Here is a 14,366-nt window from a genome sequence, read left to right as displayed (position 1 = left end):
GAAGGGGCGGTCGCTAGCGGCCGCCCTTTTTCGCGTCAGCCTTCAGCCCTGACCCAGTCGACCTGTTCCAGCATCAGCACTTCTCCCAGCTCCCAGATCTCGCGATAGCCATAGCCGTAGAGGTTGATGAAGGTCGGGATATTGAGCGCCAGTTCCACCCGCTTGAGCTGCACAGGCTGCCGGTCATCGGCAAAATTATTGTTGCAGTAGATGAAGATGGGGCGCTGACGGTCACCGATAATCTCTTCCAGCTTCTCCTCCGTAAAATCGGAGAAGGGCAGGTTCACCGCGCCCCTGACATGGCCTTGGGCAAAGGCTGCGGCTGAACGTGTGTCCAAGATGATTGCGTCCGGCTCGCGTGAACGCGTGTCGAATTGTATCCAGTCCAGCAAGCGCGTCTGGCGATAAGTCTCGATCTGTTTTGCAAGATCGACAAAGCCGGCATAATCCACGCCCGCCGCATCTTCGTTTTCCTGGGCATGGGCGGGGATGGCAAGGCAGCTCGCGGCCAGCGCGACCGAAGCGACAAACAGCGTATTTCGCATGGCATCCTCCTGTTGGCGACAAGATGCCTGCCGGAAGATGACCTGCGGTGAACGCGTTACTGCACTGGGGTTTCCGCCCCGATCACATCGCCGCCTGTATCCTGCCAAGCGGTAATTCCGCCTTCGAGATGACGCACCGTGGTGCCGGTATGCTCTGCGAGCATTTGGGCGGCGCGTCCCGAGCGGTTGCCCGAACGGCAATAGAGGATCGTCTCGCGCCCGCCTTCGATCGGAATGCTTGCCGCATCGAAGGTGTCCACCGGAGCATTGAGCGCGACGGGCAAGCGACCGGCGGCAAATTCCTCCGGCGTGCGGACGTCGATCAGCACGACTTCCCCGCGCGCGATCATGTCCGAAAGCTCGCCAGAATCGAGAGTCTCTACCGCAGCCGCCGGGTCTGACGTTGCATCGGCCGTTTCAACTGTCATCGCCTCGGGCAACGGCAGGCCGCTCTCGTCAGAGCAGGCGGCCAGCGCCATCACAGCCGAGGCGATGAGCAGTGCACGCATTGCTACGCCGCCAGTTTGCGCAGCACGTAATGCAGGATGCCGCCGTTCTTGTAATACTCAAGCTCGTTGGCGGTATCGATGCGGCACAGCGCGGTGAAGGTGGCGGTCGAACCGTCGGCACGGGTCACATGGACATCGACGTCCTGGCCCGGCGTCAGGCCGCTGAGGCCCTTGATGTCGAAGGTGCAATCACCGTCCAGACCCAGCGAATTACGAGTATCGCCATTTTTGAACTGCAGCGGCAGCACGCCCATACCGATCAGGTTGGAGCGGTGGATACGTTCATAGCTTTCCACGATAACCGCACGCACGCCGAGCAAGATCGTGCCCTTCGCAGCCCAGTCGCGGCTGGAGCCGGTGCCGTATTCCTTGCCGCCGATGACGACGAGCGGCGTGCCGTCTTCCTTGTGCTTCATCGCCGCATCATAAATCGGCATCTGCTCACCATTGTAGGTGGTGACGCCGCCTTCCACGCCGGGAACCATTTCGTTTTTGATGCGGATATTGGCGAATGTACCACGCATCATCACTTCATGGTTGCCACGGCGCGAGCCGTAGGAGTTGAAGTCCTTCTTCGGCACCTGGTGGTTGACGAGGTAAGAGCCTGCGGGGCTGTCTTCCTTGATCGAACCGGCGGGGCTGATGTGGTCGGTTGTCACGCTGTCGCCGAGTACCGCGAGAGGCTTGGCGCCTTCGATATCGTTGATCGCGTCGGGCTCCATGCTCATCCCGTCGAAATAAGGCGGGTTGGCGACATAGGTGCTCGACGGGTTCCAGCTGTAAGTGTCCGACGCATCGACCTTGATCGCCTGCCAGTGCTCGTCGCCCTTGTAGACATCGGCATAGCGCGTGACGAACATCGAGCGGTCGATGTTGGCGGCACGGTTTTCTGCGATTTCGAGGTTCGACGGCCAGATGTCTGCCAGCATCACGTCGTTGCCGTCCTGGTCCTGGCCAATCGGGGTCGTGGTGATGTCCTGCGTCACCGTGCCCTTCAGCGCGTAGGCCACCACGAGCGGCGGCGACGCGAGGAAGTTGGCGCGCACATCGGGGCTGACACGGCCTTCGAAGTTGCGGTTGCCCGAAAGCACGCTGGCAGCAACGATGTCGTGATCATTGATCGCGTTACTGATCGGCGGGGCGAGCGGGCCCGAATTGCCGATGCAGGTGGTGCAGCCATAGCCGACCAGGTCGAATCCGATCGCATCGAGATCGTCCTGCAAGCCACTCTTTACGAGATAGTCTGTGACGACCTGCGAACCCGGTGCAAGGCTGGTCTTCACCCACGGCTTGGGCGCAAGGCCCTTTTCGCGCGCCTTCTTGGCGACGAGGCCGGCGGCGATCAGCACATCGGGGTTTGAGGTGTTGGTGCAGCTGGTGATTGCGGCGATAACAACGTCGCCATCGCCGACATCGTGATCCTTGCCTTCGACAGCAACGCGTTTGGGCGCGCTCTTGTTGTAGACCTTCGCGAGGTCGCTGTTGAACAGCTCGTCCACCTCGGGAAGCGCAACGCGGTCCTGCGGACGCTTGGGACCGGCAAGGCTTGGCACGACCGAGGCCATGTCGAGCTGGAGCGTGCTCGAGAATATCGGCTCGGCTTCCGGCGTGAACCACATGCACTGTTCCTTGGCATAGGCTTCGACCAGCGCGATGGTTTCATCGGGACGACCGGTGAGGCGCATGTAGTCGAGGGTCTTGTCGTCGATACCGAAGAAGCCGCAGGTCGCGCCGTATTCGGGCGCCATGTTGGCAATGGTCGCGCGGTCGGCGAGGCTGAGATTGGCAACGCCGGGGCCATAGAATTCCACGAAGCGGCCAACCACGCCGTGTTCGCGCAGCATCTGCACGCAGGTCAGCACGAGGTCGGTAGCAGTCACGCCTTCGGCCATCTTGCCGTCGAGGCGGAAGCCGACGACTTCGGGGATCAGCATGGAGATCGGCTGGCCGAGCATGGCCGCCTCTGCCTCGATCCCGCCGACGCCCCAACCCAGCACGCCGAGACCGTTGATCATGGTTGTGTGGCTGTCTGTGCCTACGCAGGTGTCGGGATAGGCGACGAGTTCGCCATTCTGGTCTTCGGACGACCACACGCCCTTGCCGATATATTCGAGGTTCACCTGGTGGCAGATGCCAGTGCCGGGAGGCACGGCGGAGAAGTTCTTGAGGCTTTTCGCGCCCCACTTCAGGAAGTCGTAGCGTTCCGCATTACGCTCATATTCGAGCGCCATGTTGTTTTCGAATGCCTTGGGGTGGCCAAATTCGTCGACCATGACCGAGTGATCGATCACGAGGTTCACCGGAACCTGCGGATTGATCTTCGCAGTATCGCCGCCCAGCTTGCCGATGGCATCGCGCATGGCGGCAAGATCGACAACGCAAGGCACGCCGGTGAAATCCTGCAGCAGCACGCGCGCCGGGCGGTACTGGATTTCGTTGCCGGTGGCCGGGTTCTTCTGCCAGTCGACGATGGCCTGAACGTGCTCTTCACCCACGGTGAAGCCACCGTCCTCGAAGCGCAGCATGTTCTCGAGCAGCACTTTCATCGAATGGGGCAAGCGCGATACGTCGCCAAATTTGTCTGCCGCTGCGCTGAGCGAGTAATAGGCGTAGCTCTTGCCATTGACGTCGAGTGTCTTGCGGGCTCCGAGCGTATCTGCGCCGACCTGGGTCATCTGTTGCATATCCTGTCCAAGGGTTGCGGAATCGGCCATGTTTCTGCGAGGGAAGGGCCGTGTTTGCTGGCGACCTGCGCGTTTGATGCAGCCTCGTCAAGTGGGCTAGGCAATATTGATAATACGAGTAATTTTCTTGCGCGCGCTCGCAATCAAAGGAAGTGCAATGGCATTAGGAAATCCGCAGCGAAAGAAATCCCCGCTCGGGGTGCTTATCATGCTCACTTCGCTGGTCATTGCCGCGTTTCTCGGCGCCGCTGCGGGGCTGGTCTGGCAAAGTTCGGACTGGTTTTCCGAAAAGCCCGAGGAGCAAACGCTAACGAGTCAGGACGATCCGGCCTGATCGGCAGGCTCGCTGCCCGTTCGCAATTTGGCCTTGCGCCTGGGGACAGCAATCCAGCAGCCGATGACGATCAGCACCACGCCGGCAATTGTCGTAACCGTCACCGCTTCGCGGAAGAACAGCCAACCGAACAGGGCCGCCCACAGGAAGCCTGAATATTCAACCGGGACCAGCACCTGCGCCTCTGCCCGGGCATAGGCCCAGGTGATCGTCATCGAGCCGCCGATGGTCAGCACGGCGGCAATGGCGATTGTACCCAGTCCATCGCTGCCAGGCATGGCGAAGAAGAACGGTGCTGCCAGCGCTTGCACCAGCCCGCCGATCCCTGAATGAAACGTCGCTACCTCCAACGGCCCCGCAACTTGCGACTGGCGGCGGATGACGACGAAATTGTAGGCGTAGAGCAAAGCCGAAAACAGCAGCGAGGCGATGCCCAGCGCCACGCCTTCATCGAAATCGCTACGGCCCAATCGCCCGCCAACGATCACCAGCGTACCGGCAAAGCCAACCAACGAAGCGATGATCGCGCCGCGTGCAATGGTCTCACCCAGGAATATCCGCGCGAAATAAAGCGCCAGCAACGGGGCGATGAAACTGATCGCGATGGCTTCGGCAATCGGCAGCTTGGTCAGGGCGAAGAAGAAGCTGAGCGCCATCATGGCCGAGACGATGCCGCGCTCCAGATGCAGCTTCATCACCTGCCAGCGCGGCCATACGAAACCGCTCGCCAGCCAGAACGGTGCCACCAGCGCCGCAGCGATCAGCGACCGCAAGAGCGAGGCAGTATAAACTCCGCTAGCCAGCGCCGCCTGCTTCATGAAGGCGTCCATCAGCGAAAGGAAGGCAACCCCCGCAATCGCCGCGAGAAAAGGCAGGAGAAGGCGCTGTGGGTGATCCATTGCGCGCCGCTGTAGGGGCGAACCTGCGCTTCGTCACCTGCTGTATGCGCGGTTCAGCCTTGTGAAAGCGCTTGTGCTTGATACAGGCGGAACAAATCGGCAATGTCTGTCGGTAATGACAGTTAACGGGGAAAAGATTCTGATGCGTTTCGTCGGTATTTTCGGCGCAATTGCGGTGAGCACCACACTTGCTGCACAAGGCCAGGCCCAGACACTTTTTGCGCAGGACGTGCTGCAGGAAGGCGATGCGGCCGAGGTCACGCAAACTCCTGAATTCTCCTCCCAGGAAGTCGTACAGGAAGATCCGCGCCTGCCTTTGGTGCAGGAATGGTCTGTCGATAATGCCAATGCGTTGCTGGCGGTTATCGAAGCAATCGGTACCGAAGGGCTCGATCCTGCCGACTACCGCCCTGACCTGCTGCGCGAGGAAATTGCGCGCGGTGCCGGGAGCGAACTCAACACCCGTGCCAGCGGAGCTTTCACTTGGCTGGTAGAGGATTTGCGCGACGGTCGTACACCGATGGAAGCGCGCCGGCAGTGGTTCGTGGTCGATCCCGATTCCGACATGCTGCCGACCGGCGAATTGATGGACGAAGCACTGACCACTGGCAATGTTGCCGGTGTCCTTGCCTCGCTCGCGCCGTCGCACCCCGATTATGCCGCGCTTCGTGATGCGCTGGCCGAAACGCCCGAAGCGCAGGTAGAGCGCCGCCGCATGATCCGCGCCAACATGGATCGCTGGCGCTGGCTGGCTCGCGACCTTGGCGGGCAATATCTGATTACCAATGTTCCCGAATATCAACTGCGCCTGACGGTTAACAACCAGATCATCAGCACCTATCGCACCATCGTCGGTGCGCCGGGCCGCACGGCCACGCCTCAACTGGCGGAAACTGTCGAAGGCGTGGTTTTCAACCCGACCTGGACGGTGCCGCAGAGCATTGTGCGCGGCGAAGGGCTGGGCAACCGCGTGTTGAACAATCCGCGTTGGGCGCGCTCGCAAGGATATACGGCAGAGCGCGGCGCGAACGGCTGGATTACCGTGGTGCAGCAGCCCGGCCCTTCCAACTCGCTGGGCCGGATGAAGCTCGACATGCCTAATCCGCACGCGATCTTCCTGCACGACACGCCTGCGCGCAATCTCTTCAACAGCGACAACCGCGCGCGTAGTCACGGCTGCATCCGCGTCGAACGTGCGCTCGAACTGGCGATGACGGTGGCCATCCTCGGACGTGGCGCTTCGCGCGATGAAGCGGTCGAAATTTCGACCAGCGGTGACTACACGCGCGTTCCGGTGGAACGCACGATGCCAGTCTACATCACCTATTTCACGATGGGCGTCGATATCGACGGGAACCTGCGCAACTTCAACGACATCTATGGCCGGGATGCCCCGGTCCTAGCCGCGCTCGACGCGCCGCGCGTCGGCAATCGCGCCCGTGAAACGGACGAGGAAGTCATTGAGATTGTGGAGGACGCCCGCACGACGGTGGGCTAAGAGCTATTCCTGCGGGCTGGTTGCCAGCCCCGGGTTGGCTTCCATATAAATCCGCTCAAGTTCGCTGTCGCTCGGTCGCTCGGTAGAGGCGATGTCGTAACGCCTGCGGTTGTGCGCGGCCACGCGTTCGAAATCGACATAGTCCTGCGCTGGACGCGCCACGTCTTCGCCGCTTTCGCCAATGCCCAGTGCATCGGCAAATATCAGCCGTCCACCGCGCAAACGGTACATCACCTCGGGGAAGGTTTCCGTTCCGAATGCCGGGCAACCGTTTGATCGTCCCAGCCTTCCCCAGCGGGCGACATGACCGGGCGTGGCATATTCTGCCGCGTGCAGAACGATTGCGCGCGGGAATGCGTTGGAGTTGTCGTCATCCAGACCACTCAGCCTTACAGAGGTGCCATAGCGCCCCTCGTACCATTCCCAGGTGAGATAGGCGCCGCGACTGGTGGCCCAGCTGTCGTGCAGGTTGGAAAAGCCGTTGAGCCAGCCATCATGCTCCGGATCGGAGCCGCTGCCATGCGTTACCAATGCACTGTTCACGCGACCGGAAAGCAGATCGACAAAGTGGAACCGCGGCACGCTCGAATGCAGACCGAAATCGGCGATGCCGACAACATCGCGGTGCCACAGCGCGCTGCCAGCCCGTTCGACCTCGCGGCGGGCGATGTTCAGCAAGCGCCGCGTGCGCGGATCGGGCGCTGCCTGCGCGAATACGCGGGTCGGCGCGGCAAGGGCGGCCCCGGCAGCCAGAGAAGAAGCAAGAAGTTGGCGGCGGTTCATGCAGGCAATATTGCACCTCGAGTATGAACCTTGTCCATACCGCCTATCGCGTTTGACCGCCAAGTCGCTCGATCGCCTGGAGGCTGGCGCGGACGTAGGCGCCGTTGTCATGCCGATGCGTACCCACGAAATGCACGAAGCTGGCGTCCTTGCCCCAATCCTCGGCCCAGTAATTGAGGTAGCGGTCGTAGGGCAGCACAACCGGAGAATTTTCGTTGGCGAGCAGGAAATTGGACGTCACCTGTTCGGTGCCCCAGATCGTTACGTCCTTCTCGCCGATCATGCCTTTAATTTCGGTGAGGAAGGCGGAGGCGAGCGCCCGCCCCGAACCGGTGGCAGCAAAACCTGCAAAGCCTGAACAGCCACGAACGTACTTCCACCCGCGCGCCTCATCGACCTGGTCGAGACTTGTCTCGATCCTCGACTGGACATGATCGTGCACCGCGCCCCGGGCGCAAAAGCGTTGGTGAAACTCCGCTAGCGGTAGCGGACCGTCCGATGCCTCGACTTCACCGAGGAACACGAAGCTGCGATTGCGGGCGATTGCCTCTGCCACTTCATCCACCGGTGAAATTGTCACCGTGTCGCTGTCGAGCTGGATCCAGTATTCGCTCCCGCGCCGGTCGAGGATGGTGAGCAGGCGCTCCCACGTCCCGCCAGCTGGAAATTCGCCCAGCACGACATCGGAAATGCGCATGATCTCGGGGTCGCCGCAATGATGGGCAAGGATCGCGCGGTCTTGTGCAGTCAGCGTACCATCGTCGAGGATGGCGACGCGGCCACGCTGCAGTTCTCCCCACAGGCTTTTGACCGCGACGAGGTAGGGCAACAGCACAGCGGTGCCGATCATTGAAAACAGCACGACGCCGTCATGCTTCGGCACGATTGGCGGCGTATCGAGGATAGCGGTAATGGCCTCGGCATGGCGCGTGGCCTCACGCTTGCTACGCCAGCGGTGCGGGAGGAGGCTGCTCATGTTCATCGCGTTCAGTTCTCCAGCACCATCTCGTCGCCAGCGATTGCGACGGAGTCGATAGTGGAGAGGAAAGACTGGCCAAGTAGCGAGATACCGAGCCCTTCGGGAATGATCAGCGCATCGACATCGCGTGCCTCGAAATTTCCGACCGCCACATGACGAAGACGCGTCTGCACGCCGTGGACCGGCCCGCTCGCGCCCTGCGCCACGACAGACACGGCATTGGGGTCCCAGTGGATCCCCATGGCAACGGCGTCGTCTCCGGTCAGCGCGATCACGCTGGCGCCGGTATCGACCAGCATCCGGCTAGGCACGCCATCGACCACGACATTGGCGTAGAAATGACCGTCGAGCTCCCGGTCCAGACGGACATCCTCGGCCCAGGTGACAGGATCGGCAGCGGTGGTTGTCATTGCGAGAGGACCGCTGGCGTTCGATGCGCTCTCGCCCGAGTTGACGCCTTGTGTAGGAGCCGCGCCATCATCTGATGATATCATAGGCATGGCTAGCCCAAGGAGGCCGCCTGCAACCAGCACGCTGGCGAGGGGGATGCGCATATCCATAATGCGCCCGAACCTAGTTGAATGGCCTTAAACGCCGGTAAAGACGCCCTGAACCTTTTTCAGCTCCGCCGGATCGGCTTGCGGATAGGCCATTGCGAGCATCGAACAGGCGTGACGCGCAGCAACCTGTCGCTGGTCCGTACCGTACCCACCGCCCAGCGCGCTGGCGAGCGGCAGGTCGCGTTTGCGGACCTCGTTCAGGACGAAGCGATCGCGCGCAATCAGGCCTTCGCTGGTGAGCGAAAGTCGCCCCAGCCTGTCGTCCACATGGGGGTCGACGCCGGCCTGGTAGAGCACGATGTCGGGCGCGAATTGATCAATGATGTGAGGCAGGTGCTTGTCGAGCATCGCCAGGTAGTCATCATCATCCATGCCATCGGGCAGGGCGATATCCCGGGTTGAGCGGGCCTTGCGCGCTGGAAAGTTCTTCTCAGCGTGAAGCGACAGGGTGAACACATCCTCCCGCCCTGCCAGCAGGCTTGCCGTGCCGTCTCCCTGATGCACATCAAGGTCGACGATCAAGACACGCTGCGCATCGCTTTGCGCGACAAGCCGGTTGGCGACGACCGCCAGATCGTTGAAAACGCAATAGCCTGCACCTGTATCATGCAGCGCGTGATGGCTTCCCGCTGCACTGTTGGCCGCATAACCATGCTCCATCGCCAGCTTGGCAGCGAGCCAGGTGCCGCCATTAGTATGACGCACGCGGCTGGCGATCTGTGGCGTGACGGGAAAGCCGATTCGCCGCTCTTTTTCCCGTGGAACACAGGCGGCGAAAACCTGCTCGACATAGTCAGGGCAATGCACGGCGTCGAGCCATTCGCGTGGCATCGGCTCGGGCGCATGTTCGGTGAGGGCAAAGCCGCTGGCGCGCAGGGCCTCCATAACGAGGTAATATTTGTCGAATTTGAACGACCCACGCTCCGGCCGAGGAGCCATGTAATCGGCGTGATGGACGACGTGGAGCACGGCGACCTATTCGGCGATTTCCGCGCCTTCGACCGGCTGGACAGAGCGAGCAGGGCGGTGGGCGAGGGCCATCAGCTCTTCGTAGATCGCGTCTTCGCTGCGGCTGGCAGCATCGCGCCAGCTGGTCGCTGTATCGCCATTCACCAGTATGCCTTCGGGTGTCACGACCAGCAGATTGGGCGAGCCGGGCAGGTCTTCGACGCCGAAACGCCGCGCAATTTCGAGATTATGGCCATCGCCGGTCTGCGGCATTCCGATATTGACGAAGACCAGCTCGTAATGATCCTCCACCAGCGCCGCGAAACGTTCGGTGCCGAGCCATCCGGCAAGCGCGCGGCTGTCATGACACCAGTTCGCGCCCATCACCAACAGCAAGCGGGTGTCGTTTGTGGCGGCCATGGCCAATGCCTGATCCACCTCCGCCATCGGATTGTCAGTGACGCGATAAGCCTCGGCCTCAGGGTGATCGGAAGTGAGACGATCCGCAATGTCAGTACCGGTTGCCACGCAGCCCGCCAGCACCAGCAGGACGGCGGAAAAGACCATGGAACGGATCATTCGGCGGCGACTGCCGTGCTATCGGCGTTACCCGCATCACTCATGCCATTCTCGATCTCGGCCGCCTTGGCTTCGACCAGTGCGACGATGTGATCGAGCATATCGGCGCTTTCGACATGGTGATCGGTCACGCCCGACAGGTAGACCATGTGCTTGCCCGCGCCGCCGCCAGTGATGCCGATGTCAGTCTCGCGCGCTTCGCCGGGGCCATTGACCACGCAGCCAAGGACCGAGAGGCTCATGGGTGTCTTGATGTGTTCGAGCCGAGCTTCGAGCGCTTCGACCGTGCGGATCACGTCAAAGCCCTGGCGCGAGCACGATGGGCAGGAAACCACGCGAACTCCGCGGGTCCGAAGTCCTAGCGCCTTGAGCATTTCGAAGCCGACTTTCACTTCCTGCTCGGGTTCTGCCGAGAGGCTGACGCGGATGGTGTCGCCGATGCCAGCCCACAGCAGGCTGCCCATGCCGATGGAGGATTTGACCGTGCCGCCGATCAATCCGCCCGCTTCGGTAATGCCGAGGTGAAGCGGGCAGTCGACCGTTTCGGCCAATCCCTGATAAGCAGCAACAGCCAGGAACACGTCGCTCGCTTTCACCGCGACCTTGAATTCGTGGAAATCGTGGTCTTGCAGCAATTTGATGTGATCGAGCGCGCTTTCGACCAGTGCCTCGGGGCAGGGCTCGCCGTATTTCTCAAGTAGGTCCTTCTCGAGACTGCCGGCATTCACGCCGATGCGGATGGCGCAGCCGTTGGCCTTTGCAGCGCGCACGACTTCGGCAACGCGTTCGCTGCTTCCGATATTGCCGGGATTGATGCGCAGGCAGGCCGCGCCCTTGTCAGCCGCTTCGAGCGCGCGTTTGTAGTGGAAATGGATATCGGCGACGATCGGGATTTGTGCCGCCCTCGTGATCTGGTCGAAATGCTCGGTCGCTTCTGCCGTGGGGCAGGACACGCGGATAATGTCCGCGCCTGCATCCTCGCAGCGGCGGATCTGGTCGATCGTTGCGCCGACATCCTCTGTCGGCGTATTGGTCATCGTTTGGACGCTGATCGGCGCATCGCCGCCAACGGGCACATTGCCGACCATGATCTGGCGCGACTTGCGGCGCTCTATCATGCGCCAGGGGCGCACGGAGGAGATGGCGTCTATGGACATGGCCAGCGATATAGACACCCTCGCATGAAGGGGCAATGACAGCGACGCGCAATTGGTGCAGGATGCGACAATGATCGAGCAGAACGTGACCGACGAGACCGAGGGCAAGGATCCGCTGATCTTCGGCCGTATTCTCGATGGCAAGGGCGGCGCGAGGCCGATCCGAAGGGAGGATGTGGACGCCTGGGAGCCCGAGGCACCCGGTGAATTGCTGTGGCTTCACTTGCGGCGCCATGCCCCTGAAGTGAAACCCTGGCTCGTCGATTACCTCGGCGTACCGCAAGCGACATCCGAATTGCTGGTGTCGGATTCGACCCGGCCGCGCGCGTTGCGAGAGGGCGATGCGCTGGTAGCGACTTTGCGGGGGATCAACTTCAACCCGTCGGCCCAGCCCGAAGACATGATCTCGCTGCAATTATGGTGCGACGGCAAGCGTCTGATTACCTTGCGAAAATTGCCGATGCAGACGCCGCGCGACGTTATCGCCCTGCTGGATCAGGGCGTCGGCCCGGTCGATGCAGGCAACGCAATCGCGCAGATCGTCGAGCAACTGGTGGTGCGGATGAACCAGTCGATGGTCGACATGAATGACAAGATCGACGAGCTGGAAGAAGCCGATCTGGAAGGGGACGCCGAAGAACTGCTGCACCGCATTTCATCCATCCGGCGCAATTGTCTGTCCTTGCAGCGCCATATGGCCCCGCAGCACGAGGCGCTGTTGCAGATAAACCGTGACGCGCCCGAATGGTTCGAAGACCATGACCGGCGCGAAGTGCTGGAAAGCATCGCGCGCCTTCGCCGCTATCTCGACGATATCGATATCAGCAAGGAAAGCGCCCTTGTCTTGCAGGACGAGTTGCGCGCCCGCAGCTTGGCGAGCAGCGAACATGCCACCTACATGCTGACGATTGTCGCAGGCATCTTCCTGCCACTCGGCTTCATTACCGGATTGATGGGTATCAATGTCGGCGGGATGCCCGGCGTCGATGCAGGCAACGGGTTCTGGATCGTGACGGGATTGTGCGCTGCGATCTTGTCCTTGCAGCTTTTCCTGTTCTGGAAGTGGAAGTGGCTGTAGCGCCCGTGTTCGCAAATTAAGGAATGGCCTGATGGAACAGCACGGCGGATTGATGCTGCGCGACGCTTTGTTGATGCTGGGCTTTGCCCTCGTAGCGGTACTGGCTTTCCGCCGCGCCGGACTGGGTGCGACGCTGGGCTATCTGGTGGCCGGCGCGCTGCTCGGCCCGCAAGTCCTCGGATTGGTCGGCAATGCAGAGGAAATGGCGACCGTTGCCGAACTCGGAATAGTCATGCTGCTGTTCGTCGTCGGGCTGGAGCTTAGCCCCGCACGGCTGTGGCGCATGAAGCACCTGATTTTCGGCCTGGGCCTGACGCAGGTGGTGGCCTGCGGGTTGGCGGTAACTGCCACGGTTCTCGCGCTGACTGGCTACACGATGGAAGCCGCGCTGGCGATTGGCCTGCCGCTGGGCCTGTCGTCTACCGCGCAGGTACTTCCGATGCTGCAATCGGCAGGACGATTGCGCACGCCATTCGGCGAAAAGGCCTTTGGCATCCTGTTGTTCCAGGATCTCTCGATCATCCCCTTGATCACGATTGTTGCCGCCATGAGCCGCAATCCCGCGGCTGAATCCGGTCCGTCAGGGTGGATGCTAGGCCTGTTGACGCTTGGCGCCATCTTCGGATTGATCGCGGCCGGACGACTGATCATCCGCCCGCTATTCCGCCTGATCGGAGGGTTGGGAGAGCGCGAATTGTTCATTGTCGCCGCGCTGTTCACCGTGCTGGCGAGCGCCTTTGTCATGCAGGCACTGGGTCTGTCTGCGGCGCTGGGCGCGTTCATTGCCGGTGTCATGCTGGCCGATACACCTTACCGCCATGAGCTGGAGGCGGATATCGAGCCTTTCCGCTCGATCCTGCTCGGCCTGTTTTTCGTGGCTGTGGGCATGATGCTCGATCTGGGTGCGGTAGCGGAACGTCCGTTCTTCGTGCTCGGATTTGCGGTGCTGTTGATCGCGGTGAAAACGGCAATCATCACCGGGTTGGGCTTGCTGGCGAAGATGACCTGGCGCTCTGCCCTCGCGCTCGGCCTGTTGCTCAGTCAGGGCGGCGAATTTGCTTTCGTGCTCTACACGGCGGCGGAGAGCGCGCTGCTTATCGAACAGGCGACAACCAGCATTTTCGGCGCAATCGTGACGCTATCCATGGCTGCAACACCGTTTCTGATGATGGCTACCGCCCGTATCAGGCGAGAACCGAGCGGAGCGGAGCAAACCCGTGAAGGTCCGCAGAAAGTGGGCGATGGCGCGGGCGCTCTCGTGGTGGGCTACGGCCGCTTTGGCCAAAGCGTAGCAAACACGCTTCGCGCGGGCGGGCTGTCGGTCACCGTCATCGACAAGAACGCCGACCAGATCGACATAGCCGAGGAATTTGGCAGCAAGGTCTATTATGGTGACGGAACAAGGCTGGATTTACTGCGCCAGGCCGGCGGGAGCGAAGCGCAGTTGATCCTGTTTTGCATCGACGAGGTGCCCGAGGCAGAGTTTATCGAATCGGTGCATGAAACCTTCCCCGATGCGCTGATCTACGTGCGCGGCTTCGACCGCCGCTCGGTCATCGCGCTCGCCGAAAGCCCGGCAGAATATGTCGTGCGCGAAGTGCACGAATCCGCGATCCACATGGCGCGGCTGGCGCTGGAGAAGATTGGTCTGAGCGAAGAGGAGTTGGACCGCGCCGAAGCGACCTATCGCGAAAACGACAAGCAGCGCATGCACATCCAGATCGAAGGCGGAGATATCTACGCGGCCAAAGAAATGACCCGCGAACAACAGCGAAAGCTGCGCGGAGAAACCTGAGCTTCAAGCCCGGCGACC

The 14,366-nt window shown here is 61.5% G+C and carries 14 protein-coding genes; 4 read left to right on the top strand and 10 right to left on the bottom strand.

The genetic code is table 11. The annotated features are described in order from the left end of the window. Window positions 1-35: 35 nt before the first annotated feature. The 3 genes from AAC850_RS04330 to acnA are packed head-to-tail and all read right to left on the bottom strand — an operon-like array spanning window position 36 to window position 3,729. Window positions 36-545: a rhodanese-like domain-containing protein gene (locus tag AAC850_RS04330; protein ID WP_340587392.1), complete on the bottom strand. Its 510-nt coding sequence runs from the start codon at window positions 543-545 to the stop codon at window positions 36-38. A 56-nt stretch (window positions 546-601) separates the two neighbouring features. Further along, entirely contained in the window at window positions 602-1,054 is a 453-nt protein-coding gene (locus AAC850_RS04325; protein ID WP_340587391.1) for a rhodanese-like domain-containing protein, read from the bottom strand. A gap of 2 nt (window positions 1,055-1,056) precedes the next feature. Beyond that, window positions 1,057-3,729 carry an aconitate hydratase AcnA gene (gene acnA / locus AAC850_RS04320; protein ID WP_340587515.1) on the bottom strand — a complete coding sequence of 891 codons (2,673 nt, stop codon included), beginning with the start codon at window positions 3,727-3,729 and terminating at the stop codon, window positions 1,057-1,059. 166 nt (window positions 3,730-3,895) lie between these two features. Here acnA and AAC850_RS04315 point away from each other — a divergent pair, with 166 nt between their 5' ends. Then, entirely contained in the window at window positions 3,896-4,072 is a 177-nt protein-coding gene (locus tag AAC850_RS04315) for a hypothetical protein (RefSeq protein WP_340587390.1), read from the top strand. Here the strand turns inward: AAC850_RS04315 and AAC850_RS04310 are convergent. After that, window positions 4,054-4,971, bottom strand: a complete 918-nt coding sequence (locus tag AAC850_RS04310; RefSeq protein WP_340587389.1) for a DMT family transporter — start codon at window positions 4,969-4,971, stop codon at window positions 4,054-4,056. The two genes, AAC850_RS04315 and AAC850_RS04310, sit on opposite strands and share 19 nt — an antisense overlap. A 115-nt stretch (window positions 4,972-5,086) precedes the next feature. Between AAC850_RS04310 and AAC850_RS04305 the strand changes: the two genes are divergently transcribed. After that, complete coding sequence (locus AAC850_RS04305) at window positions 5,087-6,469, top strand: L,D-transpeptidase family protein (RefSeq protein ID WP_340587388.1); 1,383 nt, start codon at window positions 5,087-5,089, stop codon at window positions 6,467-6,469. Between the two features lie 3 nt (window positions 6,470-6,472). Here the strand turns inward: AAC850_RS04305 and AAC850_RS04300 are convergent, their stop codons facing one another. The 6 genes from AAC850_RS04300 to ispG form a co-directional block, all read right to left on the bottom strand. Then, complete coding sequence (locus tag AAC850_RS04300; RefSeq protein ID WP_340587387.1) at window positions 6,473-7,252, bottom strand: murein L,D-transpeptidase catalytic domain-containing protein; 780 nt, start codon at window positions 7,250-7,252, stop codon at window positions 6,473-6,475. 43 nt (window positions 7,253-7,295) lie between these two features. Beyond that, complete coding sequence (locus AAC850_RS04295; RefSeq protein WP_340587386.1) at window positions 7,296-8,228, bottom strand: hypothetical protein; 933 nt, start codon at window positions 8,226-8,228, stop codon at window positions 7,296-7,298. 11 nt (window positions 8,229-8,239) lie between these two features. Next, on the bottom strand, window positions 8,240-8,725 hold the full coding sequence (locus tag AAC850_RS04290) for a retropepsin-like aspartic protease family protein (protein ID WP_340587385.1): 486 nt from the start codon (window positions 8,723-8,725) through the stop codon (window positions 8,240-8,242). A gap of 93 nt (window positions 8,726-8,818) precedes the next feature. Next, window positions 8,819-9,730, bottom strand: a complete 912-nt coding sequence (locus AAC850_RS04285) for a histone deacetylase family protein (protein WP_340587514.1) — start codon at window positions 9,728-9,730, stop codon at window positions 8,819-8,821. A gap of 36 nt (window positions 9,731-9,766) precedes the next feature. Continuing rightward, the gene (locus tag AAC850_RS04280; protein ID WP_340587384.1) at window positions 9,767-10,318 is read right to left on the bottom strand and encodes a thioredoxin family protein; all 552 of its coding nucleotides are present in this window, start codon (window positions 10,316-10,318) and stop codon (window positions 9,767-9,769) included. After that, window positions 10,315-11,460: a flavodoxin-dependent (E)-4-hydroxy-3-methylbut-2-enyl-diphosphate synthase gene (gene ispG, locus AAC850_RS04275; protein WP_340587512.1), complete on the bottom strand. Its 1,146-nt coding sequence runs from the start codon at window positions 11,458-11,460 to the stop codon at window positions 10,315-10,317. The genes AAC850_RS04280 and ispG overlap by 4 nt, the downstream gene beginning before the upstream one ends. Window positions 11,461-11,545: 85 nt before the next feature. Between ispG and AAC850_RS04270 the strand changes: the two genes are divergently transcribed. Next, a complete protein-coding gene (locus tag AAC850_RS04270) occupies window positions 11,546-12,553 on the top strand; it encodes a zinc transporter ZntB (protein ID WP_340587383.1) in 1,008 nt (335 codons plus the stop codon). Window positions 12,554-12,584: 31 nt separating this feature from the next. Further along, complete coding sequence (locus tag AAC850_RS04265) at window positions 12,585-14,348, top strand: cation:proton antiporter domain-containing protein (RefSeq protein ID WP_340587382.1); 1,764 nt, start codon at window positions 12,585-12,587, stop codon at window positions 14,346-14,348. Window positions 14,349-14,366: the final 18 nt, after the last annotated feature.

This window comes from Erythrobacter alti, from assembly GCF_037996805.1.
GTDB lineage: Bacteria > Pseudomonadota > Alphaproteobacteria > Sphingomonadales > Sphingomonadaceae > Alteraurantiacibacter > Alteraurantiacibacter alti.
The sequence above is the reverse complement of the archived record's forward strand: the minus strand, read 5'-3'. Positions and strand labels throughout refer to the sequence as shown.

What these genes read in the sequence shown, in the direction of transcription:
- AAC850_RS04330 (WP_340587392.1), bottom strand. Translation starts at nt 545, where the DNA reads ATGCGAAATACGCTGTTTGTCGCTTCGGTCGCGCTGGCCGCGAGCTGC.
- AAC850_RS04325 (WP_340587391.1), bottom strand. Translation starts at nt 1,054, where the DNA reads ATGCGTGCACTGCTCATCGCCTCGGCTGTGATGGCGCTGGCCGCCTGC.
- acnA (WP_340587515.1), bottom strand. Translation starts at nt 3,729, where the DNA reads ATGACCCAGGTCGGCGCAGATACGCTCGGAGCCCGCAAGACACTCGAC.
- AAC850_RS04315 (WP_340587390.1), top strand. Translation starts at nt 3,896, where the DNA reads ATGGCATTAGGAAATCCGCAGCGAAAGAAATCCCCGCTCGGGGTGCTT.
- AAC850_RS04310 (WP_340587389.1), bottom strand. Translation starts at nt 4,971, where the DNA reads ATGGATCACCCACAGCGCCTTCTCCTGCCTTTTCTCGCGGCGATTGCG.
- AAC850_RS04305 (WP_340587388.1), top strand. Translation starts at nt 5,087, where the DNA reads ATGACAGTTAACGGGGAAAAGATTCTGATGCGTTTCGTCGGTATTTTC.
- AAC850_RS04300 (WP_340587387.1), bottom strand. Translation starts at nt 7,252, where the DNA reads ATGAACCGCCGCCAACTTCTTGCTTCTTCTCTGGCTGCCGGGGCCGCC.
- AAC850_RS04295 (WP_340587386.1), bottom strand. Translation starts at nt 8,228, where the DNA reads ATGAGCAGCCTCCTCCCGCACCGCTGGCGTAGCAAGCGTGAGGCCACG.
- AAC850_RS04290 (WP_340587385.1), bottom strand. Translation starts at nt 8,725, where the DNA reads ATGATATCATCAGATGATGGCGCGGCTCCTACACAAGGCGTCAACTCG.
- AAC850_RS04285 (WP_340587514.1), bottom strand. Translation starts at nt 9,730, where the DNA reads ATGGCTCCTCGGCCGGAGCGTGGGTCGTTCAAATTCGACAAATATTAC.
- AAC850_RS04280 (WP_340587384.1), bottom strand. Translation starts at nt 10,318, where the DNA reads ATGATCCGTTCCATGGTCTTTTCCGCCGTCCTGCTGGTGCTGGCGGGC.
- AAC850_RS04270 (WP_340587383.1), top strand. Translation starts at nt 11,546, where the DNA reads ATGATCGAGCAGAACGTGACCGACGAGACCGAGGGCAAGGATCCGCTG.
- AAC850_RS04265 (WP_340587382.1), top strand. Translation starts at nt 12,585, where the DNA reads ATGGAACAGCACGGCGGATTGATGCTGCGCGACGCTTTGTTGATGCTG.